20 protein-coding genes are annotated in these 25,445 nt (G+C 52.5%); 9 read left to right on the top strand and 11 right to left on the bottom strand.

Translation table 11 applies throughout. The features are described 5' to 3' along the window. Positions 1-2 precede the first annotated feature (2 nt). On the bottom strand, positions 3-1,364 hold the full coding sequence (gene gorA / locus ACMAZB_RS14960) for a glutathione-disulfide reductase (protein ID WP_435218334.1): 1,362 nt from the start codon (positions 1,362-1,364) through the stop codon (positions 3-5). 90 nt (positions 1,365-1,454) lie between these two features. Here gorA and ACMAZB_RS14955 point away from each other — a divergent pair, with 90 nt between their 5' ends. From ACMAZB_RS14955 to ACMAZB_RS14945, 3 genes are read left to right on the top strand one after another with little or no spacing between them, the layout of a single operon-like run. Continuing rightward, positions 1,455-2,591: a DUF481 domain-containing protein gene (locus ACMAZB_RS14955; protein WP_435218332.1), complete on the top strand. Its 1,137-nt coding sequence runs from the start codon at positions 1,455-1,457 to the stop codon at positions 2,589-2,591. Positions 2,592-2,593: 2 nt separating this feature from the next. Further along, positions 2,594-3,958, top strand: a complete 1,365-nt coding sequence (locus tag ACMAZB_RS14950) for a ribonuclease J (protein WP_435218330.1) — start codon at positions 2,594-2,596, stop codon at positions 3,956-3,958. 43 nt (positions 3,959-4,001) lie between these two features. Further along, complete coding sequence (locus ACMAZB_RS14945) at positions 4,002-4,838, top strand: hypothetical protein (RefSeq protein WP_435218328.1); 837 nt, start codon at positions 4,002-4,004, stop codon at positions 4,836-4,838. A gap of 2 nt (positions 4,839-4,840) precedes the next feature. On the opposite strand, the gene ACMAZB_RS14940 is transcribed toward ACMAZB_RS14945, so the two are convergent. The 3 genes from ACMAZB_RS14940 to ACMAZB_RS14930 are packed head-to-tail and all read right to left on the bottom strand — an operon-like array spanning position 4,841 to position 10,190. Further along, entirely contained in the window at positions 4,841-6,304 is a 1,464-nt protein-coding gene (locus ACMAZB_RS14940) for a transglycosylase SLT domain-containing protein (RefSeq protein WP_435218326.1), read from the bottom strand. Then, on the bottom strand, positions 6,304-9,171 hold the full coding sequence (locus tag ACMAZB_RS14935; RefSeq protein ID WP_435218324.1) for a S8 family serine peptidase: 2,868 nt from the start codon (positions 9,169-9,171) through the stop codon (positions 6,304-6,306). The genes ACMAZB_RS14940 and ACMAZB_RS14935 overlap by 1 nt, the downstream gene beginning before the upstream one ends. Positions 9,172-9,206: 35 nt before the next feature. Continuing rightward, positions 9,207-10,190: an NAD(P)H-quinone oxidoreductase gene (locus ACMAZB_RS14930; RefSeq protein WP_435218322.1), complete on the bottom strand. Its 984-nt coding sequence runs from the start codon at positions 10,188-10,190 to the stop codon at positions 9,207-9,209. Positions 10,191-10,322: 132 nt separating this feature from the next. Between ACMAZB_RS14930 and ACMAZB_RS14925 the strand changes: the two genes are divergently transcribed. Beyond that, positions 10,323-11,510: an iron-containing alcohol dehydrogenase gene (locus ACMAZB_RS14925; protein WP_435218320.1), complete on the top strand. Its 1,188-nt coding sequence runs from the start codon at positions 10,323-10,325 to the stop codon at positions 11,508-11,510. Here the strand turns inward: ACMAZB_RS14925 and ACMAZB_RS14920 are convergent. Next, entirely contained in the window at positions 11,500-12,390 is an 891-nt protein-coding gene (locus ACMAZB_RS14920) for an alpha/beta hydrolase (protein WP_435213109.1), read from the bottom strand. The two genes, ACMAZB_RS14925 and ACMAZB_RS14920, sit on opposite strands and share 11 nt — an antisense overlap. Then, entirely contained in the window at positions 12,365-13,642 is a 1,278-nt protein-coding gene (locus ACMAZB_RS14915) for an MBL fold metallo-hydrolase (RefSeq protein WP_435213107.1), read from the bottom strand. Before ACMAZB_RS14915 ends, ACMAZB_RS14920 begins: the two co-directional genes overlap by 26 nt. Before the next feature lie 12 nt (positions 13,643-13,654). On the opposite strand from ACMAZB_RS14915, the gene ACMAZB_RS14910 reads away from it, so the two are divergent. Next, positions 13,655-15,289: a glycerol-3-phosphate dehydrogenase/oxidase gene (locus tag ACMAZB_RS14910; protein ID WP_435218318.1), complete on the top strand. Its 1,635-nt coding sequence runs from the start codon at positions 13,655-13,657 to the stop codon at positions 15,287-15,289. A gap of 63 nt (positions 15,290-15,352) precedes the next feature. On the opposite strand, the gene ACMAZB_RS14905 is transcribed toward ACMAZB_RS14910, so the two are convergent. The 5 genes from ACMAZB_RS14905 to ACMAZB_RS14885 all read right to left on the bottom strand — a co-directional run bounded on the left by ACMAZB_RS14905 (position 15,353) and on the right by ACMAZB_RS14885 (position 20,963). Next, a complete protein-coding gene (locus ACMAZB_RS14905; protein ID WP_435218316.1) occupies positions 15,353-16,000 on the bottom strand; it encodes a chalcone isomerase family protein in 648 nt (215 codons plus the stop codon). After that, positions 15,997-16,545 (bottom strand): DUF2878 domain-containing protein, encoded by a 549-nt coding sequence (locus ACMAZB_RS14900; protein ID WP_435213101.1) that lies wholly within the window; start codon positions 16,543-16,545, stop codon positions 15,997-15,999. The genes ACMAZB_RS14905 and ACMAZB_RS14900 overlap by 4 nt, the downstream gene beginning before the upstream one ends. Before the next feature lie 47 nt (positions 16,546-16,592). Next, on the bottom strand, positions 16,593-17,960 hold the full coding sequence (locus tag ACMAZB_RS14895) for an aminotransferase (protein ID WP_435218314.1): 1,368 nt from the start codon (positions 17,958-17,960) through the stop codon (positions 16,593-16,595). Between the two features lie 615 nt (positions 17,961-18,575). Then, a complete protein-coding gene (locus ACMAZB_RS14890) occupies positions 18,576-19,436 on the bottom strand; it encodes a response regulator transcription factor (protein ID WP_435218312.1) in 861 nt (286 codons plus the stop codon). Between the two features lie 105 nt (positions 19,437-19,541). Next, positions 19,542-20,963, bottom strand: coding sequence for an aldehyde dehydrogenase family protein (locus ACMAZB_RS14885; RefSeq protein WP_435218310.1), 1,422 nt, complete (start codon positions 20,961-20,963; stop codon positions 19,542-19,544). Positions 20,964-21,376: 413 nt separating this feature from the next. Here ACMAZB_RS14885 and ACMAZB_RS14880 point away from each other — a divergent pair, with 413 nt between their 5' ends. Genes ACMAZB_RS14880 through mmsB form a run of 4 tightly spaced genes read left to right on the top strand, consistent with a single transcriptional unit; the run spans position 21,377 to position 25,355 of the window. After that, positions 21,377-22,537, top strand: coding sequence for an acyl-CoA dehydrogenase family protein (locus tag ACMAZB_RS14880; RefSeq protein WP_435218308.1), 1,161 nt, complete (start codon positions 21,377-21,379; stop codon positions 22,535-22,537). Beyond that, on the top strand, positions 22,534-23,322 hold the full coding sequence (locus ACMAZB_RS14875; RefSeq protein ID WP_435213093.1) for an enoyl-CoA hydratase: 789 nt from the start codon (positions 22,534-22,536) through the stop codon (positions 23,320-23,322). Before ACMAZB_RS14880 ends, ACMAZB_RS14875 begins: the two co-directional genes overlap by 4 nt. Positions 23,323-23,333: 11 nt before the next feature. Continuing rightward, positions 23,334-24,431 carry an enoyl-CoA hydratase/isomerase family protein gene (locus tag ACMAZB_RS14870; protein WP_435218306.1) on the top strand — a complete coding sequence of 366 codons (1,098 nt, stop codon included), beginning with the start codon at positions 23,334-23,336 and terminating at the stop codon, positions 24,429-24,431. Between the two features lie 21 nt (positions 24,432-24,452). Then, positions 24,453-25,355: a 3-hydroxyisobutyrate dehydrogenase gene (gene mmsB, locus ACMAZB_RS14865; protein ID WP_435218304.1), complete on the top strand. Its 903-nt coding sequence runs from the start codon at positions 24,453-24,455 to the stop codon at positions 25,353-25,355. The last annotated feature ends 90 nt before the right edge of the window (positions 25,356-25,445 follow it).

The raw sequence follows: 25,445 nt of genomic DNA, 5'->3' as shown, positions 1-25,445 counted from the left end.
GTTTAGTCGCTGTCCACTTCGCGTAGCGTGACCAATTCTTCAGCGGCCGTGGGATGAATTCCGATCGTGCGATCGAAATCTATTTTAGTGGCCCCCATTCGCAGGGCAATTGCCATGCCTTGCAGAATTTCTCCGGCATCGGGCCCTACCATATGGACGCCTATTACTCGCTGACTCGCCTGATCAACAATAAGCTTCATCATTGACCGTTCGTCTCTGCCGCTGAGAGTGTGCTTCATAGGCCGGTACTCGGAGCGGTAAATATCAAGACGACCAAAGGAATGCCTTGCTGCCGCCTCGGTATAGCCCACCGTACCAACATTGGGCTGGCTAAAGACAGCGGTTGGAATGAAGTCATAGTCGACCACGTGCCCGCCGGCGCCAAATTCACGGCGAGCAAAAGCCATGCCTTCAGCGAGGGCAACGGGGGTGAGTTGTTCCCCACCAATCAAGTCACCTAAAGCGTAGACCGACGCTTCTGCGGTTTGAAATTCATCATTGACGGCGATAAAGCCATTTTCATTAAAGCCAACAGATGTGCATTCAAGGTTGAGGTCCGCAACATTGGGCCGCCTACCTGTGGCGCACAAAATGGCGTCAATCTCTAGCTCAGTATCGTCTTCGAAAACCGCCCTGTAGCCATTTGCGCTTGGTTCTATAGATTTTGGATTTGTATTAAAGCGCAGGTCAACACCGGTTTTCCGAACCTCCTGTGCAAGGAATTGACGGATATCGTCGTCAAACCCACGCATGAAAAGGTCTCCGCGATAGGCTTGCACAACCTCGGCGCCCAATCCATTGAAAATTCCTGCAAACTCGGTGGCAATGTAACCACCACCAACAATCAGCAATCGTTTTGGGAAGTGTTCCAGATCAAAAATTTCGTTCGAGGTCAGCATGTGCTCCTTGCCGGGCAAATCTGGAAGGTAGGGCCATGTGCCTGTGGCAATTAAAATCTTCTGGGCGCGAAAAGTTTGGCCTTCAACGGTTACGGTATGGGGGTCTAAAAGTCGCGCGCGACCCGAAATAATGGTGGCGCCCGGGGCTTCCAGCAGCCGTTCGTAGATCGCATTCAAGCGAGATATTTCGGCTTTTTTACGGTCTCTCAGGGTTGGCCAATCAAACGTTGGAGCGTCACCCTGCCAACCAAAACCGGAACTGTCGGTAAAACCTTTGGAAAATTCGCTGGCGTATACGTACAGTTTTTTGGGCACGCACCCAACATTAACGCAGGTGCCTCCCATATATCGATCTTCGGCAATGGCAACCCGGGCCCCAAGTGAAGCCGCGACACGAGCGGCACGAACGCCACCAGAACCGGCACCAATGACAAAGAGATCAAAATCGAAGGCTTCGGAAGTCATAAATTTTGCCTGTAGTTCGTCATTTGTTGCAATTCAAATTTCCAATAAGATGTCGTAACCTCGCAACCCTTTTGATACGAGACTCTCCAAATGTCCATTGTAACCTTTGCGTCAGTGCAGCGCTTGCTGCTGACGCTATTGTTTGTTGTCGCTGCGACGCCACTGAGCGCAGCAATTGATCCTGATTTGACCGAGCCCTCGAACGCCGGTCGTATTCAGCTAACCGACGGCACCGTGATTGTCGGGGTTGTCACTGGAATTCGAGGCGGCAAAGTCAAAGTAGCAACCGCTTTCAGTGATGATGAGCTGAAAATTCCTGCCGATATGGTGGCGAATTTTGAGCAGATTCAGGAAACCCATCTGATGTTGAAAGATGAAAGCATGGTCACTTTACCCGCCATTGCGGTGGTTGATGGTGCTCTAGTTCTTGAGAGTGAGACCATTGCTCTGGTTGATATTGATGTCATGAATCCAGAGCCTTGGGAGCAGGGTCAGGGCTTTAAATGGACGGGAGACACCAGTGCAGCGCTGGCTGTTGCAAGGGGCAACACCGATACCAACGAGCTCGACGTTGCTATTAATACCGTCTTAAAGTCCACCAGGGATCGGTACACGTTAAACGGTAGTATCGATATGGACGACACAGGTACCGCCGGCAGTGATGTCCGTACTGATACTTCAGACAAATGGAAGCTCTTGGGCAAATACGATTATTACCTTAAAAATGATCGGAATTACGTAGGTTTTAACCTGGCGGTTGAATCTGATGCGCTAGCAGACATCGATATACGAACCTATGTGGGTCCTTACTTTGGCCGTGTTCTGTTGGACAACGACATGATCTCCCTCGATGGCGAATTGGGACTGGCGTATGTCTCAACTGAGTACACCCAGCCACAGTTTGATGATATCGAATGCCTAGATAGTGCGGGAGTGAGTCGGGGCCCTAAAGCGTGTGCATTCGATAAAAAAAGTTACGGCGCCGTAAATTGGAACCTCACTGGGGAGAGCAATATTTTAGGCGGTAGTTCAAAGCTTTACCTGCGCCATGTGGGTATTGTGGGCACCGAAGGCACTGAAGATGTGCTGCTTAAGACAACGGCAGGTCTCTCTTTTCCGCTGGTATTTGGTTTCCAGGCAGCCGCCGAGTTTTCAATTGATTATGACGGCTCACTCGATGAGGAAGTGGACCAGAAATACAGTTTCCGCGTGGGGTATGCCTGGTAGCAATGACCCCTCCAGACAACGCAACCTGGTTTCTACCCCTCGGTGGCACCGGTGAGATCGGAATGAACCTTAACTTATACGGCCATAATGGACGTTGGTTACTGGTAGATTGCGGGATCACCTTTGAGCATGATTTGGGCAGCACGTCTGGGCGGCCTAAAATCCAGATGCCAGACCCCGCGTTTATAGCCGCGCGCAAGCATCTTATCGATGGGTTGATTATTACCCATGCCCATGAGGACCATCTTGGTGCGGTTCCGTACCTATGGCCAATGCTTGATTGCCCGGTGTACACGACACCTTTCACGGCGTCGGTGTTGCGTAAAAAAAGTGGCTGGCGTGGCAGTGTCTTGCCCGCTCCACTGATTGAAGTCCGGCCCAGCGATCGACTTCAGATTGGCGCCTTTGATGTTCAGTGGTTGCCTATTACACATTCGACGCCAGAGACCTGTGCGCTGTTGATACGGACTGCGGGTTGCAGTGTGTTGCATACAGCCGATTGGAAGGTCGATAAACGCCCCGTTGTGGGCCCTAGCTGGCAGGTTGCTGACTGGGCGGGAAAGGAATTTGAAGGTCTCAACGCCGTCATTTGTGATTCAACCAATGCCTTAAAAGTGGGACGATCGCCCAGTGAAGGTGATGTGGCGGATGGCTTGCTGCAGACCTTGGCGCCATTAACTGGCAAGGTTGTCGTGGCTTGTTTCGCCAGCAACGTGGCCCGATTGCAGTCGGTGTTGCGCATTGCCCATGCAACCGGTCGTCGAGCGGGTTTGCTGGGGCGATCCCTTGAAAATATGTACCGGTGTGCATTGGCTAACGACTATTTACACCCAGATTTTAAGCCTATTTCCCACGAACACCTTGAGTATCTTCCGGAATATGAGGTGCTTGCCCTTGCGACCGGGAGTCAAGGCGAAGTGGGTGCAGCGCTACATAAATTGGCCATGGATACCCATCCACACTTGTCTCTAGGTGAGGGTGATACGGTTATTTTTAGCGCTAAAACAATTCCGGGCAATGAAGTTGCAGTCGCTCGCTTGGTAGAGAATTTAAGGGCTCGCAATATCGCCGTTATTCATGGGGACAACAGCCAACGTACCCTGCATGCATCGGGTCACCCCTGCCAGGATGAGCTCATAGATTTATATCAAAGTCTCCGCCCTGACTTAGTGATACCTGTTCATGGTGAGGCAGAACATATGACCGCTAATGCCAATTTAGCAAAGGCGAATGGAGCGGCTGCCGCATTGACCGGGCGCAATGGCGATCTATTTCATCTTGCACCTGTTCCCGGTGTGAAGCGGCAGTGGGCGGAGACAGGGCGGCTCGAGTGGCTAGAAAATGACCACCGACTGATTTCTGCATGAGCTGCAAAGATGTCCTTGAGTATTCTCGCTGATGAGTGGTTTTATGAACCAAAAGGTGGTTGCAGCAATCGCCACAATGCTTTGCCTTGGCCCCCCAGCCGCCTTCGCCACAGAGGCCCACAGTTATCTTCAAACCAAAAACTTTCTCTATGCTGGAGGCTTTTGGCAGGACGGTGAATTAACCGTAGAGAGTCGCCGCGGTGATACTGGCTCGGCCACAATAAAATTGGATGATTTGGGTGTTAATCGTGAATACACCAGTTGGATGTTTGATTACCACCGCCATGTATCCAATCGTTGGAAAATTTCAGCATCGATATACCGTTACTCGGACGGCAGATCGGGGCAGCTATTGAAAGAAGACATTGTTTGGGAGGGTCAGAATTTTTCAGCAGGTGTCGACGTAGGTATTGACTGGAAAATCGATACTTTAATTATTGATGCCATGTATACCGTTAAGCGCACTAATAATTTTGAGCTCGCCGTTGGCGGTGGCTTGCACGCTGTGGATACGGAGCTGGTCATTCGGGGTCAGGGAGTGATCAATGGTGGCGATAATGCGGCACAAGGCTCGGGTGAAACCGCCAAAGGTTCTCTTGTTGTACCCTTACCCAACCTACGCCTTACTGGGTTTTATGCCTTTAATGAGAAGTGGTCGACACAAGCTACTTTGGGCTGGCTATCGCTGAGCATCGACGAATACGATGGTAGCTTCAAGTACGCGCATCTGCGTGGCCAATATCAAATCAGCGACACACTGGGCTTATCTTTGGGTTATCAGTTGGTAGAGATCGACGTGGAAGAACCGCTAAGATTGGGATCCCGTCGTTTTGATATGTCTTTTCAAGGTGTAACCGCGGCCTTAACGTTTGCCTTTTAATTTTAATCTTGCTCGTGAGCGGGCGCCCCGGCGGCATGACGCGCGGCTTCACGGCGAGCGCTCTCTCGATTGATCATCTGATAGCTCAGGTAATATTTAAAGATATTGGCCACGTACTGAACCGTCTCTCGGCCAATTTTCTCTGCGGCTATGACCTCGACGTTGTCAAACCATCGGTAGGGGTCGTAGCCTCGAGTGCGCGCGGTCTCTTGAAGACGGCGCACTTTGGCCGGCCCTGCGTTGTAGGCCGCAAGAGCCAGTAAAGCGCCGTTTAATGGATCCATATTGGGATCGCTAAAATAGCGACGCTTCAGAAAAGCGAGGTACTTGGCGCCTGCTTCAATATTCGGGTCGACTTCATGAATATCGGGTATCCCCACATTCTTATCAGCGGCAGTGCTGGGCAATAATTGCATGACACCAACCGCACCGGCACCGCTGCGCACGTTTTGATCCAGACGCGATTCTTGAAATCCCTGAGCGGCCAGCAGCGCTGGGTCGATACCGTAGCTCACACCGTGGCGGCGAAACAGTGCTTCGAGATCGCGATATCGCTGCAGCTCACTTTCGGCGTTGGTGTTGGCTGCCCAATTAAAATCTCGGACGTAACGGTTCTTCAAAATATTCCCAAACAAAGTGCCTTCTTTATTATCTTTAAGGAAATTATTAAGGAATTTTTTAAGTTCGGGGTTATCTTGACGAACAGCCCAAGCGTGACGGCTACCCGCTCTAAAAACAATATCATTGCGAATGTTGAGATTAGTGAACACCCCTGACCATTGCGTAGGCTTATAGTCATCGACAATAGTCCAGGGCAGTAGACCGGCGTCGACCATTTCAATCAGGTCTTCGTCCTCAAGTAATTCTGACATGGGTTCTAAGGAGACTGGGGCTTTACCTTCTCGGGTGAAACGCTCATTGAGTGTTGCAATACTGTCGCTATAGCTCGACGAGGCCCTGAGGTAAACACTTTTGCCGGACAGATCATCTATTGAATTAATGGGTGGAGCACTGGGGCCTGTGACTAAAATTTCTTTCAGGGGTTTGCTGGAGGGCATGGTGAACGCGGCTTGTTGCTCGCGGGCCGGTGTAACGGTGGTCCCCGCGATAATAATATCTCCCCGCCCCTGCTCCAGGGCGAGGAAAAGTTCATCTCTGGCCACGGGCAATACAAATACCGCCACCTTCAGGTGTCCGGTATCAAAGCTCTCATTGATAACTTTTTCAAGGCGATTCGCATATTCCGCAGTGACCCCTTTAGCACCATTGTCTAGGTAATACCGTCCGGGCCCGTAAACGGTTAACACACGGACTATTCGCCGTTTCACCATGCCCTGAAGGTCCCCGGTATACGGGGCATTATCGACTAGGGCGGTTGGGTTTTTGAGGTCGTTACTGTGGGCCTGAATCGATACTCCGAGCATCAGGTAAAATAGGGCGGTAAAAGCAATAAAGGGCCTAAGCATTATCGGGGTTTCCTAGGTTTGATAAGACGATCATCTGTCATTGGCTTCAAGCTGGCGTGACTGATACTCGGCAGGCTGATCTGGTAATTGCTGGAGAAAAAAATGTCATTACGATTTTCTGAGATGGTGATAATTGCTGGGGAGTCAATACTGGGCCAAGCGCCGCAGGTCTCGCCGGCATCGCAGATTAAGAGATCGTTATCGTTATCCGTTCCGGCCCAGATTTCGTAGACGCCTACAGGAAGCCGGTCAACCTCTTTTGCATCAGGCCCCAATAAATAGTTTGTTGTGATGGCATATTCATCGTCGACATAGCTTAGGTCGCTTGCCGCTGCTGTGGTGCCTTGCCAAATCTCCTGAGTTTCTGAGTTAACGAACAGCACGTAAACGACCCCGATATCTCCTGTGCCACTGTTACTCACCCGGGTTTCTACCGACACTGACTTATTTCCTGCCGTTGATTCAAAGATGACGTCAGTTCGGTAGGTTCCTTCGTCCAAGCTCTGTCGATCAACACTAAATCGCCAGGTTCCAAGTTTACTGTCATTGGCATTTGCCTGGGTAATCGTTAACCACTTGGCGTTGTTTTCAACGCTGAGGATAGACAGTTCGCCCCCGCCTTGATTCGAAATAATCAAATTGGCGGTGGTAAGTGTGCTACCAAAATTTAAAATACTGGTGGAAACGCCTAATCGAGGTGGGATATCGATTTCCCCGCCCGCATAGGAAATCGCGGCGGTTACCGCTTTACGAGCATTGATGAGGCCCCAACCATAGGTGTCGTCGCGACCGGTTTCGCCCAGATCATCGGTTAGCAGGCCCAGCTGTAGTAAATCATCCACGGCTGATGCGTCGAGATCGGCATTTACCGATTTCATCAATGCGAAGACGCCCGCTACATGAGGTGTTGCCATACTGGTGCCCTCGAGAAAAGCGTATTCGGGGGATCCATCTGACACGTAGGTACTAATCACTCCATCGGGCTGGCCATCACCATTAGCGTCAGCTTCCATTCGGCCTCCCGGAGCGACGAGATCCAGTGCCGTACCACGATTGGAGTAATCACTAACATTGTTGAGAGCATCAGTGGCGCCCACGGCAAAGATACCTTCGTAGCCCCCCGGATAATCGACACTGTCACTGCCGTCATTACCACTGGCTGCGGCGATTAAAACTCCCGTATTGGCAACGGTTGTATAAAGGTTCTGGGCTGTTTGGCTGAAACTTGAACCTCCAATACTGAGGTTGATAACTGCGGCAGGGGTGCTAGGTGAAATATTCGCATCATTGCTCAGGCCTGCAGCGTAGCGCACCGCTTGTAGAATGTCATAAGTAGAGCCTGAACCATCAGCACCCAGTGCGCGCAATGGCATCACACGTGACGAGTAGGCGACCCCGGCGATGCCCTGATTGTTATTTCCCACCGCGCCAATAGTTCCTGCGACGTGCAGACCGTGGAAGTCACCTGACCTAAGTGCGTTACTGCCATCGCCAGTATCTGTTGGGTCGGGGTCTATACCGTCGCCATCACCAGCACTCTCGGGATCAGATATAAAATCATATCCATCCACAAGCTGACCCTGAATGTCTGGGTGCTCAGCAATAATACCGGTGTCAACAACTGCAACAGCTATCCCCGGATCCCCTGTTGTGGTGTCCCACGCGGCAGGCACTCCAATTTGATCGAGGTGCCACATAAAGCGGATGAAGCTGTCATTAGTTTTGGCTTGAGTCCTCACTTTCCAGTTGGGCTCAGCTACAGCAATTCTGGGTTCTTTATGAAGGCGTTTGGCTAGAATCTTCGTCTGCCACTGAGCGAGCCGCTGGGGATCGTTGCTTAATTCAGCTTGCCTTTTAAGTAATCTGGGACTGTCATCAATGCCAAGGGCAGCGACAGTACCGGGTTGTGCATCGAAGCGTCGGGCTCGGGCTAAACCACCCCCGGCTTCTGTTAGCGAGAACTTGTGCGCTAGCGCGTGGCGCTGCTCATCAACGATGTTGCTTTTAAGGATACCCTCGCCGCCCCAAGTCACCAAAACCTGACCAGGTACTGCTAAGGGTTTGCTAGACGAGCTACCGTTACCTCGACCTATCGTGAGGACATAATTAGCGGCGCCGCTGAAAACCGAAGCATTGATATACCAAGTTCCCGTCTCGGGTATGGTGAGCTCTTCAATTTCTCCTGTGCCAAGGCTGTCAGTGACAACGGCGCCGTCAACGTCATACAGGTACAAATCAAGGTCAGAGTCAACGTAGTCAGAGGCAAAGAGTGTTACGACATCGCCGGCTTCAGCCTTTACTTCAAAAAAGTCGTCCGAGTCCCCCGAGTCCTGCGTCTGTCCCCCAGAGCCTTCTCCAGGCAAGTTCATGTAGCCACCTGCGGTACCGGGGTTTGGAAGAACTTGGGCAAGTTCAATGGAATTGTTTGAGGCAAAGGAGTTTTCTGGGTTATTGGTATCCGTATCAATGATTGCAACTTCTAAGACGTTGAGCCCCCCCGAAACAATAACTTCTTGCGGAGCATCTGTTGCCTCGAAAATAGGCACCAATCGGCCAACTGAACTAGAGCTTAAGATACGGTTTCGCAATGAAATAGGCAGGGCACGAAGACTAAGTTTGCAGCCCCCATCCAAGCCTTCACAAACGTTGCTCTGAGTTTTTGACCAGCCCACAAAACGATAGCCAGCGTTGGGAAGTGCCGTAAAAGTGTCTTCAAAATTGCCATCTGTAATATCTGCTCGGCAAGTTGATGCTTCGTCACAGTTATAGTTCCCGGAAGCAGAGGTAACCTGCCCGCCTTCTGGAACGATGATTTCTAAGCGGCAACCGGCTAGCGTCAGCGTTACGAGCACTAACAGCAACTTCACGCTTGTATTTCCCATTGAGATTTTAGCCTCGAGATCTAGGTTGAGCGGCAATCCAATAAAACTTTACCAAAGTGTGCCCCTGACTGCATGAGTGTGTGTGCCGGCAGGGCTTGTTCTAGCGGAAATGTCGTATCGATACAGGGCTTGATTTGGCCTGTTGCAACGAAGGGCATCATCGCCTGTTGCAGAGCTGCAAAGCCAGCGGCACGCCCTGTCATGCCCAACCCTCGCAAGGTGCTGCCCGTCAACGTGAGACGCTTCATCAGCACCGGAACCAGTTCTATCTCAGCGGTTGATCCACGCATGACACCAATGCAAACAACGCGGCCATCGGGTGCTGCGAGCTCTAGGTTCAACGCGGTGAAATCTCCTCCCGCCATGTCCAAGGTCACATCTATGGCGCCAGCAAGGCCCGCATTTTTAAAATCATCTTTGAGACTTTCGCTGCGATAATCCAAGACCAGGTCGGCACCTAGGTCGCGAACACGAGCACATTTCTCGGCGCCGCCGGCTGTTGCAACGACTCGAGATCCCCACGCCTTTGCCATCTGGATCGCGACTGTACCAATGCCACTGCCGCCACCATGGACCAACAGCGTTTCCTGTGGTTTCAGACGTCCTAGGGTAAATACGTTGTGCCAGACTGTCAGCAACGCTTCGGGCAGTGCGGCACCTTGGCGGCTGTCGATATTGGACGGCAGTTTCAACGTGTGGTCGGCTCGGGCCTTAGCGAGCGTGGCGTAACCACCGCCCTGCACCAGCGCAGCAACGTTATCCCCTATTTCGAACCCTTGAACATTTGGTCCAATGGCGGCAACTTGGCCGGCGACTTCAAGCCCCAAAATAGGAGAGGCATCGTCAGGCACAGGATACAGGCCCAAGCGTTGCAGAATATCGGCACGGTTGACCCCTGCAAAGTCTGTAGCGATGGTTATTTCGCCAGTGTCTGGTGGGGCCAGAGTATCGGTATTCAGGGACAAGGTGTCGGGGTTTTCAATATCGATGTACTGTCGGTGCATGGTTGACCTCAATCTGCGTGTCACGAAGCATACCCCACGAATTTAAATACGTATCGCCGAAATTGCCTGTAGTAATGTGGCCATGATGGGGAGTAATGTGCACCCCCTAAGTTTAATTTTTGGGAGGAATCTGTGGCTAAACCTATGTTTTTGCGCAGCGCCAAACGGCAGTTTAATTTCACAATGGCACGGTTGTTATTCGGTAATAAATCCACAGCGCCCCATTTCGCCTTGGTGGGATCGGGCAGCGCAAATCATCTTTGCCAGCGCATCTTAGAGAGTGGCCATCAGCGCGTGCTCATCGTTACTGATCGGCCTTTGCGTGAACTGGGGATTGCTAGTCGAGCCTGCGAGGTTCTTATTAATGCTGGAATAGATTTGATCTGGTATGACGGAGTGCAGCCGGATCCGACCTTTACTCAGGTTCGTGAGGGTGCGCAGATACTGCGTGAGCAGGCGTGCACCGCCATTCTCGCAGTAGGCGGTGGATCGTCAATGGATGCCGCGAAAATCATTGCGGCGACCCTTGATTCTACAGATGAGCCCGAGTCTTGGGCGGGTATCAATAAAGCGCCTGACACGGCAGCGCCACTCTATGCCATTCCCACTACAGCGGGAACCGGCAGTGAGGCGACCATGGGTGCAGTCATCACTCACGAAGGTGATCAGAGCAAGGTGGTCATCAGCGGCGCGGCACTTCTACCGGTTGCAGTCGCCCTAGACCCTGACCTCTTACTGGCGCTGCCCCCCGCGATTACTGCGGCTACGGGATTAGATGCTCTGACGCACGGTGTTGAGGCTTATATCGGTATTTGGAGTAGAGGCACCAGTTTAGAAACAGCCCGTATGTGTGTGCGTGGCGTGGCCCACTGGCTCCCGCGAGTGATGGCAGAGCCCGGTGATTCTGAGGCTCGACTGGGAATGTCGATGGCCGCTTATTATGGCGGTGTAGCGATTAATCAGGTGAACGTCGGGGCGGTCCACGCCATAGCTCATCAGCTTGGAGCCTTTTATCACTTGCCCCACGGCGTTGCCAACGCCATGGTCCTGCCCCATGTTTTGCGGGTTTTTGGGGACTCTGCAAAAACCAGCCTTGAAGAATTAGCCCCTTTAATGGGGGTTTCTGGGGCAGGTGCTGCCATTGATGCTATGGAGTCTTTGCGTGAGAGCGTGGGCCTACCGGGTAATTCTGACGCCATTAAGGTTGCGGATTACGAAAAAATTACCGAACGCGCCCTGGAAGAGAGTGACGGTTATTTCTCACCAAGAATTCTCACAGGGTCAGACGTTGGTCAGGTATTGAGAGCAATTACGGCGTAGTTGAGAAGGGCTTGAGCCAATCGCTGGCGAGGCTGATGAAGTGCTGATGGCCGGCGGTTGGACCCTCTGAACAAGCGAAACCGTGCGCTTCGTCATCGTAGTGGTGGTAGGTCACGTCGACCCCAGCCTGACGCATGCGAATACCTAGGCGTCGGCCATCATCTCTTAGTACGTCTCGTTCTGCTGTGACAATTAAACTTCTTGGAAAGTCGCGGTAATCGGTGCGTCTGTTGAGGAATACCTGCTTTGCGGCCGGGTCTGCAGGGGTGATATCCCCCATGTAAGTATCGACAAACCAGCGCATGATAGGTGCTGTCAGTGGCTTGGAGCGGGCGTGCTCACTAAAAGATGGAAAGCCATGCAGGTAGTGCTCTGTGGCCGGGTATAGCAGGATACTTCCTACGAGTCGCGGTTCCTCTGGCATTGAAGCTAGGGTGCAGGCGGCCAAATTACCGCCTGCACTGTCTCCTGCGATGATCGCTTTTCCGTTGTTCGGTGCCAAAGTATTCAGGTTGTCCAAGATCCATCGAGTGGCGTGAAAACTGTCATCGTGGGCGGCTGGAAAAGGATATTCCGGTGCCAAACGGTAGTCGACCGACATCAGAGTGCAATCGGTAGCGGCAACTAAAGCGCGGCAAAAAGGATCGTGGGTGTCGAGGTCGCCAATAACCCAACCACCACCATGGAAATAAATAATAATAGGGTGGTCTTCCCGCCCATGGTACATACGTGCTCGGATCGGTCGGTGGTCTATGGGCAGTATCAGGGTACTGGTTGCCACATCCCGCCCGGGGGGCGCGTCACGCCAAACCCTCGCATTGATAAAGCGATAGTAGTAGCGAAAAACTAGCGCTTTAAGTCGCGAGAGGAATGTTTTCATCGTTATCAATATAGCGGGCGTCGGGATTTTGGGTATACCAATGCACACCGGCCTCGTCGGTATTTTTACTGATATTGCCCCGCTGCAATAAAAGATTCAGATTAGCGAGCGTTTCACCCGTGGCCAGGCCTATTAATTTATCGGAAATTTCTCGTGTGAATAGACTGGGAAAGCAGTCTACCGCGCGCTTGGGCTCTGAAAGGTAGTCGTATACCGACTGCAAGCCCTGTCGGTGACTGTCAATGATCTGGTTGATGCGAATGTGCAACCCATGAAAGGGGTTTTGGTGAGCCGGTAGCACTAGAAGATCATTGGGTAGAATGTTGAGCAGGCGGGCGTTTGAGTCCATCCATTCAGCCAGAGGATTACCCTCGGGCTCTGTTGGGAAGACGGAGACGTTGGGGGTAATCCTTGGCAGGACTTGATCACCTGCAATAAGAATTTTTAAGGCTGGGCAGTACAAACAGGCATGCTCAGGTGAATGACCTGACCCGACAATCACTTGCCAGTAACGATCACCAATGGTGATGGTTTCTCGGTCGACCATGCGTCGAAAGCAGTGAGGCATGGGCGCCATCATGGCGCCAAAGGTCCCGAAGCGTTGGCGATATTGATCGAGCTGATGATCGTCGTAGCCCGCGCCGCGATAAAAGTCTACGCCTGCCTTTGGTGCGTCACGGCCGGTATAGCTCGCCATCAGCTGACACATGACGTACTCCTCACGGGTCATCCATAGGGGACAGTCAAACTGTTCGCAAAGCCATCCAGCAAGACCGATGTGGTCGGGATGCATATGAGTGCAGATAACTCTGAGAATGGGCTTACCGCCCATGAAATCTCCGAATAACCCCTCCCATATTGTTCGGGAATCTTCGGATGCGAGACCCGTATCAACCACGGTCCAGCCATCACCATCTTCAAGCAGCCACAAATTAATGTGATCAAGAGCCATGGGCATGGGCATACGTACCCACCAAACACCCTCAGCTACAGGGAATGGTTTCAGGGGTTCGGGTGCTTGCTGACGACCCCATGGGTAATTCAGTCCGCGGTAGTGTTCGTCGAGTTGCTGCAACATGACAACGCCATGATTATTGGTCAGTGGAGAGTTTGCGGCCTGCAAGAGAGCTTGTCCACGCTTGAGGTCATGACAAAGGTACTCCCAAAATGCTGTTAACGTTTGCGCCTGACGTGGCACAATCTCATCAGGGCCCTGCACGTCCAAACCAATGGCCAGTTCGCTGTATTTCAAGAGTTTATAAACATGCTTGAGGACACCTCCGCCTCTCTTTACTCACCTCCCGCACGGGAGCAAACCCTTGCGGCACTTGAAAATGCCTGCTTAGACACATTGGTGGTGGGCGCCGGTATCAATGGTGCGGTTGCGGCCGCAGCCTTGGCAGGTTGCGGTGTAAAGGTGGGTGTAGTGGATCGTGGAGATTTCGCTGGGGGCGTTAGTTCTCATTCTAGTAATCTTGCGTGGGGGGGAATTAAATACCTTGAGTCTGGTGAATGGCGCCTGGTGCGTAAACTCTGCCGCTCTCGAAACCGGCTGATGGATGCCTATCCATCGACCGTTCGAGAGATCCGCTTTTTTACGAGTATTGGCAAAGGATTCCGGATGTGGTCGGCCTTTGTATGGCTGGGCGCGCTGCTCTATTGGCTTATGGGAAACTGTCGAATGGCCGCACCACGCTATCTGACGACGGGAAAGATTCGCAGTGAGGCGCCGGTTGTGGCTGCTGAAGGTGTGGTGGGTGGTCTGGAGTACTCAGATTGCTATCTCTACGACAACGACTCGCGTTTTGTGTTCAATTTTGTGCGTCGTGCAGCGGATGCGGGTGGACTTGCGGCTAACTATCTCGCCGTTGAGGCCCTAGAGTGGCTATCTGACCAATCTTGTTGGCGCGCGACATTGCGCGATCGCGTGGCTGATCGTGTCTTTTCGTTAAATGCGAAGACGATTGTCAACGCGACAGGACCCAACACTGACCTTCTTAATGAGTCTGTGGGTGTCGCGACAGAGCACCGCCATGTGCTGTCGAAGGGCATTCACCTAATTGTAGACCGTGTCACTGATGCCGCTAAAGTTTTGACATTTTTTGCCAGCGATGGACGGTTGTTCTTTGTCATCCCGATGGGGCCTAAGACTTGTATTGGCACTACTGATACCCCTGTTGATGACCCGTCGGTGGGTGTTACAACAAAGGATCGAGACTTTGTTCTTGCTAACGCGAATGCCCTGCTCAACTTGCCTAAACCTCTGACCGCTGCTGATGTGATTGCCGAGCGGGTTGGTGTTCGGCCTCTGGCTGTCGCCGGTGACGTCGCTGGTCGTGATTGGGTGCAGTTATCCCGAGAACATCAGGTTGAGGTCGATAGTGAGCGGGCCTTTGTGAGTGTATTTGGGGGCAAGCTCACAGACTGCCTGAATGTGGGTGATGAGTTAGTGTCGGTAATGTCTGATCTTGGAGTAGAAATTCCAGATCCGGATGCCAAGTGGTTTGGGGAGTCGGGCGCTGGTTGCCGCGCAAAATTTATGGCTCGAGCCGCGGCAATGGAGCTGGATAAACTCACGCCATCGAGTGCCTCAGAGCCACTCTCGATCCGATTTTGGCGCCGCTATGATAGGGCTGCCTTTGACCTTCTCGATGACATAGCCTCGAACATCACTGAGGCAGAGCACGTGCTTACTGGAGCTGAATATACTCGGGCAGAGCTGCGCCTCATTGCTAAGCGAGAATGGATTGTTGAGCTATCAGACTTTATGCGACGACGGTCTAAAGTTAGTCAAGTCGTACGTCGGGATGCTTTGTTAACAGACCCCGGCTTAGAAGAGTTGGCGGCGTTGCTTGTGGGCGCTTCTGCCAAGCAGCAGGTCGCAGCCTATCGGGCTTAGTTGAGATTGCTTTGGGCGTCCTCTTATGGTCGCTCCGGCACTGAGTTTATGGTGTTTAAGCGCCTACTTCGAGAGGCCAATGAGTTGCTTTCGTAGTTTGGGTCGCGTTGTGTCTGCAGCTAGCCAGATACCGGAAAAATCCTCGCCAAATTGTGGGTTTTGCAGGCTGCCAAGGCGTTCCCCGTTAAACAGGAATGTTGAGACTCCGGCTTTGTTGATCGCCAGTGAAATGACATCCCCCTCGGTGACATTGGGCCACATGACGCGTAAATCTTCCTGCCATTGCGCATGCTGGGCTGACACTTTGCCCTGCTCGGCCCATTCTTTTCCCGTCTGCTTGGCTAAGTCCTCCGCAGAAATCGTGCGTAGGTAACGGATATCGAGGCGAAATGGCTTTGTGCCCTCGTTCCACGTTCCGTCGGGGGTGTAAAGGCTCGATTCATACACCTCCCAAAAAAACACCTTGAGCAGCGCCGCCCCGCATTTTTTCAGTGCAACGTTTTGGTCTGTATACACATTAGCAGCGAGAGTTGATGATGCAGGGCTCAAGGGGTTGTACCCGGGAGACGTTTGATTCCCCCCTGCATATGCCGTGGCAATGGACATACAAACGGCCACTAAGCATGCTGCGCTGATTAACCAAAGCTTCGCGAAGGCAAGTGGTCTACTCGGCTCATTAATAGTGTTTATCGTTTCGCTGTGTCCGCTCATGCTTGCTCCAGGGGTGGGGCTTTTCCGGCTATCTGATAAAGCCCGGGTAATAGTATGGCCCACGTGGCGATGAGCACAGCACCGGAGACTACAGGGTCCATTGGTAGCGCGACGGCGCCCATTTTCGCGCCAACAGCGTAATTAAACGGCACGCCAATACCTCCTACTAATGCAGCCAACCCCCGTGAACGACCAAAAACGCCCAGGGCACGGGTCAAAGCCGCGGCAAAGGCCACCCACAAGGCCATGAGCCATAGGGGAACGAGAACAGGGCCAAAATCAAAAATGCCAATGACACTCAGTAGGGTATCAACACCAATCCCCACAGCAGCTATCGGTAGCAGTCGCCTCGCCTCATCACGTGCTGAGGCGACCAATGTGAAATGCAGCGTCAGCATGGCCAAGGTGTAAAGCAGCAGTGCATCACGCCCTAGCACGCATAAAAACCAAGTGCTTTGAAACCAGATGGCGTTAAACCAGGTCTTTTCGGCGAGGCCGAGTGCCCGCAGACGTCGCAGTGATTGAGAGAGTGCTTCCATCCCCATAATACGCGGGCTCTGGGCCCGCAGATTAAGGGGATAAATAACGCGCTCTAGGATGCGCTGTAGTGACTCGCCGTTTTATCGAGGGCTACAGACAACTTTTCAAAGAGCGTATCGATTTCTGCAGGTGTGGTCACAAAGGGAGGCGCCATGATCATCGCATCACCTGTTTGGCGCACCATTAGACCGTCTTCGATAGCGCGATCTCTACAGTAAACTGCGCCTGCTGACTCTGGGGCTAAACGTTCTCTACTGCCTTTGTCTTTGACTAATTCTGCCGCAGCGAACATACCCAGTACTCTGACCTGCCCAACGATGGCATGGGCCTCGAGCTCTTTGACTCGCATGGCAAAGTGAGGGGCAAGGTCTTCAGCTGTTTTCTCGATAATGCCGGTGTTCTGGTAAATATCGAGGGTGGCGAGTCCGGCAGCGCAAGAGGCGGGATGCCCTGAATAGGTGAGCCCGTGAGCGAACTCCCCTCCCCCGCTTAGCAACACGTCAGCCATTTTGTCGTTGATCATCGAGCCCCCAAGGGGCATAAAGCCGTTGGTGACAGCTTTTGCAAAGGTGATCAGATCGGGTTCCACGCCGTAGGTTTCGCAGCCAAACCAGCGCCCAGTGCGACCAAACCCACAAATTACTTCGTCAGAAATAAACAGGATGTCGCGTTCGTCGAGAATGCGTTTTATTTCTGGCCAATAACTCTCGGGGGGAATAATTACGCCCCCTGCCCCTTGCACCGGTTCGGCAATAAAGGCCGCCACATTTTCTTCGCCCAATTCATCAATTTTGGCCTCAAGCTCTCTGGCCGCTTGAATACCAAAGCTGGCCTCATCGAGGTCGCCGCCACGCTCAAACCAGTGCGGCTGGTTGATGTGATGAATGTAGTTTAAACCCATGGTCTGATCATGCATGGCTGACATGCCGCCTAGTGAGCTGGCGGCGATGGTGGAGCCGTGATACGCATTCTTTCGGCTGATGACGAGCTTTTTGTTGGGTTTACCCAAGAGGTCGAAGTAGCGGTGCACCAGCTTCAACTGAGTATCGTTAGCCTCCGAGCCCGAATTCGTGAAAAAAGCGTGGTTGAAACCCTTAGGTGTGACCTCTGCAAGTTTGCTGGCGAGCTCTACCGCGGGCTGGTTCGAACATCGAAAGAAATTGTTGTAGAACGGCAGCTCTTGGAGTTGTGCAGCGACGGCGTTTTTGATCGCATCCATGCTGTAGCCCAAGTTACAACACCACAATCCGGACATGCCGTCTTGAATTTTGTGGCCATCCGAATCGTAAATGTAAATATGCTCAGCCCTGCTGATAATTCGGCCACCGTTTTGGGCATAGTCATTGAAGTCTGTAAATGGGTGAAAATGATGGTCCTGATCGAGCTTCTTGAGTGTGGCGGTGTCGAGTGTAGCGTTCACGGTATTTCCCCTAAGTCTGGTCGTCGGTCTCTCGCGGTTGGCGGTCGCTGTGGACAAGGCAAGAGTTGCGCGTTATGCGCATCGTGACACATGCGTTGCGGAGGAGCATTACCCCTTTGGGGGTGGGCGCCCAATTTTCAGGGTAGGGCCAATTAGTTTGTTTTCGGGCTCGATCCCGAGTTTGCATTAAGGTACAGAGGGGAGTCACGGGATTGATGGTTTCTCATGCGGCTAAGTTTTTGCCGAGCCTCTCAAGCCCACCAACTTGCCAACTTTATCGAAAAATACGAGATTTCCGGTTAAATATGCGCTTAATTCGGATAAATTCGCTGAAAAATCTTTAACGCCTAGAAAATCTTACGGTGATTAAAAGCCGTGGTTGATCAATCTGCGGTTTTCTTGGCACTATCTTGCCAATAAAATAAATTAAAAATCGCTAAAATTCACCAATGGCTTCTTAAAGACGGCAATTAGCTAAATTTGACAATTGCCCTTGTTGTATTTTCTCACGTGAGGAAGGCGCCGTTTTTGCTTGGCGCTGGGCGCCTTAACCAGATCGCAAGTGAGGGTAGCCTTGGTTTGCGTTGCTGTGGCTTCGATCTTAACCGGTTGTGCTCATCGACTTTGCTGGTAAGCAATTAGAGGGTCTTGGTTATAGTCTTGCGGAATGCTAAATATACAATCCATAAACAAGCAGAATAATTCTCCCTGTGATGAAATGTCTAGCTTGCTGTAGGCGTGTTTACGATGCAGCTTAATGGTTTCTGCAGAGACCCCGAGTTTCTCAGCAATACGTCGTGTGCTGTTTCCCAGCAACACATGTTCCACCACTTCTCGTTCACGACGAGTCAGCAGCGAGCTGCCAAAAGTCGCCAGCGCGCCATTAAGCTGTTGACGTATCTGGGGTTGTTTGGGGTTGAATTGCGGCGCGTTTGCCCAATGACTTTGTGCCAGTGCTTCAATAGCGGGGAAGGCGTCGGCAATGGTTTTGAGTTGTTCCGCGGTAAAAAAACGATCGGGGGCCATGGTGGTGAGAGCACAGTGCAGAAAGCCGTCGGGCAGTGATAGCAAAATGCCGCATTCGTCATTGAAGCCTGTGAGCGGGTACCACGTTGAGAAGTACTCACTATCTCTGAAACCCTCTGGTGCTAGGTCTCCCAGTGCAAATATCCCTCGTAATCCGTCAATGCCTGCTGCGCGGTAAAAGGGGTCTAACAAAAAGGCACCTTGCAGGTAGGCGTCCAAGGTGCTCTCGGCGCCGTCGGTGCGGGGTTCGTTGTAAGCGACCTGGGGTAGGTGATCGGATCTGAACCAAAGTAGGGTGCCGTCCTCGGCACCGGTAAGGTCCATTAGGGCCTGGGTGAAAATCTGGGGAAACTCGTGCTCGTGTAACGCTGGAATGACCCGAGCTAGGGTGGCAGCGACCTCAGCAAGGTTGGCCGAAGCGGTGTTTGACTCAACCTGTGGGTGTTTCATACGCAGCCTTGATTACCTACTCATTGCTGATTTGATCAGCGAGTCAGGGAGTCATCCCCACAGATGACTGCGCCCCTGCCGCTCAGAACCAGTTAGTAAAATGTCTTATGCCAGTTTGTCCCTGACACCTCCAAATAAATCTTCATCTGAGGGCACAATTTTATTTTGGGCTAAGGGCTTTGAGACCCAGGTCTCATTGATAAGGTCCCGCCATGACACATTGTGGTTGGTGCCGTTGCCCCCCCACGAGCCACAACCTAAGGAAAATGTCTGGCGCATGCCGTTCCACACGTTACCGCTGTTAGAAGCAGCCTGTGGCTGGTTCACCATAACTCTTGAAGTGTGGGTGCTTGCCGCTAACTTCATAATGTTGTTGTCATTGTTTGAGTAGATGCCGCAAGAGTGGCCCTGGCCTTGGTAGGCTTGAATATTACGGGTCAATTCAATGGCGTGCTCAATGTCTCGGGCACGATACAGAGCCATGATGACGGATAATTTCTCTCCAGAGAAAGGGTGTTCGGGGCCGAAACCGTCCTCGAGAACGATCAAGAATTGGGTGCCTTCTGGGGGCTCAATTCCGGCCATAGCGGCAATTCGATCCACAGGCTGGGCAACCATGGCCGTGTTGATATGTAGCTCCTCGTCCCAGAGTGTCGCTTGCAGTTTGGCCTTCTCCTCCTCTGAACAGACATAGCCCCCTTGAGCTTGAAGGCGCTGCAACATGTCGTCGTAGATTTCGTCAATCAGCAGTACTGAGTTGTCGGACGAGCATGAAGCCGCCAAATCAAGAGTTTTGGAGATGCGAATCTTCTCCGCGGCGTCGTCGAGGTCGGCTGATGAGTCTACGGTGATTACGGCATTGCCCACACCGACGCCGAGTGCCGGGGTGCCACTCGAATAGGCTGCAGACACCATGGCGCCACCGCCGGTAGCAAGGACGCGATCGCATTGCCGCATGAGCTCGTTGGTGGTGTCTAACGATGGGGTTTCAATACCTATCACCAAATCTTCGGGTGCTCCCATGCGTTTGAGTGCACTTCTCATCAAATCACAAATTTTCTTATTGGTCAGTTTTGCCCGGGGGTGCGGTGCAATGATGATTGAATTGCGGCCTTTGACCGCATGAATACCCTTGATCACCGGAGTTGCCTCGGGATTGGTCGAGGGCGCCAGTGCGCCAATGACCCCAAGCGGCTTTGCAATAATTTTAATGTTTCGATCGGGATATTCTTCAATAACGCCAACAGACTTATCGTCAATAATGTCGGCTAAAGTCGCGCGTGTTTTACGCTGGATTTTAAGGAACTTGCCTTCGTAATTGCCAAGTCGGGTTTCGTCCACGGTGAATTGAGCGACCTCCTCGGCTACACCGGGTTGTGCAACCGCCCAAACCATGGCCCGAATTAGGTCATCGACCTGCTCTTGAGAGTAATGCTCAATTGCCTGCTGGGCGGCACGGGAGCGCGCCACTAAACTGGCGATGTAAGCCTTTGGGTCAGTGAGGGGGTCAATGGCTGCTGAGTTCATCCTGTGCTTCCAGTATTTGTTTAAGAAAAACGGTGATTCCCTATAATAAACGCTGGACTATTACCTTGTCAGCAACAAGGATAGGCGTTAGTACCAAGACGGACCAAGTTCTTTGCCTTTTTGGCGTCGAATTGCCACCGGTAATGAGCTAACCGGGTCATCGAAAGTGGGTCTCGGTTTGAGGTTAACTGGGTGCCCACTTGGGCACTGAAGCGGTGAAAGCTGCGACTAACGGGTGGCTGGGGCAAAAAAATAGTGGTCGTTGCGGTCACCCCAGAAATTGCGTTCAACCTGTGTTGGCAAGGTGTGCCCGATAACGAGTCACCGAGGCATTTTTGTTACAGTTGCCCGCGGCAAGAGGTCGTGCAAGCCAGAGGGCCGTGAAATTTTTAACAGTTTTGGGATAAGTGATTTTGAATTACGAACTCGATGATGAACAGCGAGCCTACGCAAATAGCGCCCGAGAGTTTGCTCTTGGAGAGCTGGCCCCCCATGCGGCTACCTGGGACGCAGAGTCTGTTTTCCCCAAGGCCACCTTAAAAGCTGCGGGAGATATGGGATTCATGGGCATGTATACCCCGGAAAGTGCGGGTGGACTGGGCATGTCCCGGTTAGACGCGAGTCTGATCGTTGAAGAGTTGGCCCGTGGTTGTACCACTACGGCCGCTTTTTTAACCATTCATAACATGGCCACCAATATGATTGGCAAATACTGTCAGCAGGCCGTGATTGATGTGTGGTGTCCGGGGCTTGTTGCTGGAGAAATGCTTGCTTCTTACTGTTTAACCGAGCCTGGTGCCGGGTCTGATGCGGCTTCCTTAAGAACTCGAGCGGACCTAGATGGCGACATTTACCGTGTAAACGGCAGCAAAGTTTTTATTTCGGGGGCGGGTGATACCGACGTTTTGGTGGTGATGACCCGCACCGGGGATGCTGGCTCAAAAGGCATCACCGCGCTGTTGATCCCCGCAGACGCCCCCGGCGTTAATTACGGCAAGAAAGAGCACAAGATGGGTTGGAACGCACAGCCCACGCGAATGATTACTTTCGATAACGTGGAAGTGCCGGTCAGTCACCGTCTAGGTGCAGAAGGGCAGGGTTTCGCTATCGCGATGGAAGGGCTCGATGGTGGCCGTATCAATATTGCTACGTGCTCGGTGGGTACGGCACAACAAGCCCTCGAAGACGCTCAAGTTTATGTCTCCGACCGAAAGCAGTTTGGGCAGGCAATTGCCGATTTCCAAAATACACAGTTTAAGCTTGCCGACATGGTTACTGAATTGGTTGCAGCACGGCAAATGATTCGGCTCGCAGCTAGCAAGCTCGATGCGGGGGACACCCAAGCATCGACTTATTGTGCGATGGCCAAGCGCTTCGCCACAGACGTTGGATTCAAGGTTTGTAACGACGCGCTGCAATTGTTTGGTGGTTATGGCTACATCCGAGAGTACCCCGTAGAGCGGTATGTCCGTGACACAAGGGTGCACCAGATTTTAGAAGGGACCAACGAGGTGATGCGCGTCATCGTGGGTCGCAAACTTATGATGGACGGCGCGCTGGAGGTTATAAAGTGATTACAAGCCCCTCGGATAAAATCAAGGTCAGCGTTGAGGGTCATGTTGCGACACTGACTATCGATAATCCTGCAGCTAACACTTGGGATACTGAAAGCCTTCCCGCACTCGGCGCAATTGTGCAGGCCCTCAACGCCGATGATCAAATTTATGCATTGGTGCTCACCGGCGCCGGCGAAAAGTTTTTCTCTGCGGGTGCAGACCTCAAGTTGTTCGCTGACGGTGACCCTGAGACGGCGCGAGCTATGGGCGAAGCCTTTGGCGCCGCTTTTGAGGCGCTATCAGATTTCCGTGGTGTATCAGTTGCAGCCATTAACGGTTTCGCGATGGGTGGCGGTCTCGAGGTTGCCATGGCCTGTGATATTCGTGTTGTTGAGACGCAAGCAAAACTGGCTTTGCCGGAGGCTACGGTAGGGTTATTGCCCTGTGCCGGCGGCACCCAACGCCTCACACAATTAGTGGGTCAAGGTTGGGCTAAGCGAATGATACTTTGTGGTGAGCGTATTGGCGCTGAAAAGGCTTTGACGATTGGGCTCGTGGAGGAAGTTGTCCCCACTGGAGAGGCGCTTGCTGTAGCAACCCGCCTCGCCAACAGTGCCGGTGCACAAAGCCCAACCTCTGTTACGGCCTGCAAGCGACTTATTCATGCCGCGCGTGATATTACCATTGCTGGGGGGCTGGCTGCCGAGCGGACCGAGTTTGTTGCGTTGTTTAGCACCGAGGACCAGCGCGAGGGGGTTAACGCGTTTTTAGAGAAGCGCAAGCCCGATTGGAAAAACCGTTAGGAAACAGCGCTATGTCAGGAACTGTCGATAGCAACTTATTGGGTGATGGCTCTCACCGTATTGGCCGCCTCACCTTAAACGCACCGCAGTCATTGAACTCTTTAACCCGTGAAATGGTTGAGATCATTTTGGAGAGTTTGCTGGCCTGGCGTGATGACAACACCGTCGCCGCAGTCTTTATCGACGGTGTTGGTGACAAGGCATTTTGTGCGGGCGGTGATGTTCAGGCGCTTCGAGATTCTTGTGTGGCAATGCCTGGTGGGCCCTGCGACTACGCAGAGAACTTTTTCGCTCGAGAATACTTGATGAACTACATGCTTCACACCTATCCCAAACCGGTGGTCTGTTGGGGGTATGGTGTGGTTATGGGTGGTGGACTGGGTATTCTCGCAGGGTGCAGCCATCGAGTGGTGAGCGAGCGTACCCGTATTGGCATGCCTGAAGTCACCATTGCCTTATTTCCTGATGTGGGTGGCAGCTGGTTTCTCAACAAAATGCCCGGCCACTTGGGGCGTTTTCTGGCGTTGACGGCGGCTAACATTAATGCCGCCGACGCTTTGTTCTGTGGCCTTGGTAACTACTTTTTAGCAAACGAGCAGCGCGATCAGGTCATCGCTGCACTGGTCGCCAGCGACTGGTCTTCGGGTGATTCAGATGCCACCGTGGCCGCCCTACTGAAGGATCTACCGGCAGGAGCATCCATGCCCCAAGCTCAGGTGGAGCCCCTTATGGACGAGGTCAATGCTTGGGTCGAGGGCGACGATCTCGCTCAGATTGTTGATCGTGTTTCATTGTGGCAGGGCGATGACCCTTGGTTAAGTCGGGCTCGAGATGGCTTGATGAATGGGTCCAAACTCGCTGCAGCATGGATTTTTAGGCAGCTCAATGAATCACGTGACGCCACCCTTGAGACAGTGTTTATTTCGGAGTTGCGATTGGCGGCTCACATTATGCGGCACCGTGAATTCAGTGAAGGGGTGCGGGCGCTCCTCATCGATAAGGATAGGAATCCCCAATGGACTTACGACACGGTAGCATCGGTACCCGCGAGCGTTCTTGACGGATTTTTTATCGACGCTCCGGGCGCACCCGTTCTTGAATTGCCCTAATACAAACTATAGGAAGTTCTGATGACAAACATTGCCTTCATTGGTCTTGGCAATATGGGTGGCCCCATGGCTAAGAATCTTTTAGCGGCCGGGCATACACTGCAGATTTTTGATCTTTCTCAGGATGCTCTGAATGATGTGGCATCCGCAGGGGCAACGATTACAGGCTCTGCTGTTGAGGCCTGTAAGACGGCTGACGTCGTGATCACTATGCTGCCCGCGGGGAAGCACGTGCGGCAAGTCTACATTGGCGATGATGGACTTCTCGATCATCTGTCCCCAGGGACACTCTGTTTAGATGCCAGCACGATTGATAGCGACACGGCACGGGACGTAGGGCTGGCGGTAGCAGAGCAGGGTATTGAATTCATGGATACACCGGTGTCTGGTGGTGTGGCGGCAGCGCAGGCAGGCACCCTCGCTTTTATGTGTGGCGGTACTGCTGCAGCTTTTGATCGAGCAAAGGTCATTCTTGAGGCTATGGGGAATGGCGAGAAAATATTTCATGCGGGGCCTGCCGGTGCAGGTCAAGTGGCGAAGGCGGCCAATAACATGCTGTTGGCGGTACATATGATCGGCACCTGCGAGGCGTTGGCTATGGGTGCAAAGGCAGGCCTTGAACCCGCAGTTTTGTCTGAAATTATGAAAGCAAGCTCCGGCAATAACTGGTCCTTACAAGTCTACAACCCGTGGCCAGACGTTATGCCCGGAGCACCTGCTGGCAACGACTATCAACCGGGTTTTATGGTTGATCTCATGGTGAAGGACCTGGGTTTAGCCAAGGAGGTCGCTGGTGGAACTGGCGTCGATAACAAGCTTGGCCAACTCGCACTTGATATCTACCAAGCCCATCAGTCAGAAGGTAACGGCAGCTTAGACTTTTCTTCTATCCTGAACCGGGTGCTTGAGCAGTCAAACCATTAAATAACCGGTTTTTGCGAGGGGCCTGCTGCTGGGGCCGACACCAAAGGCCAGCCGCGAAGGGTAACGACCTAAGGATAATTTCGGCACCGC

The organism is Luminiphilus sp. nBUS_07, assembly GCF_051201685.1.
In the GTDB taxonomy this organism is placed as follows: Bacteria; Pseudomonadota; Gammaproteobacteria; order Pseudomonadales; family Halieaceae; genus Luminiphilus.
This window is presented reverse-complemented; position numbering and strand designations above follow the sequence as displayed.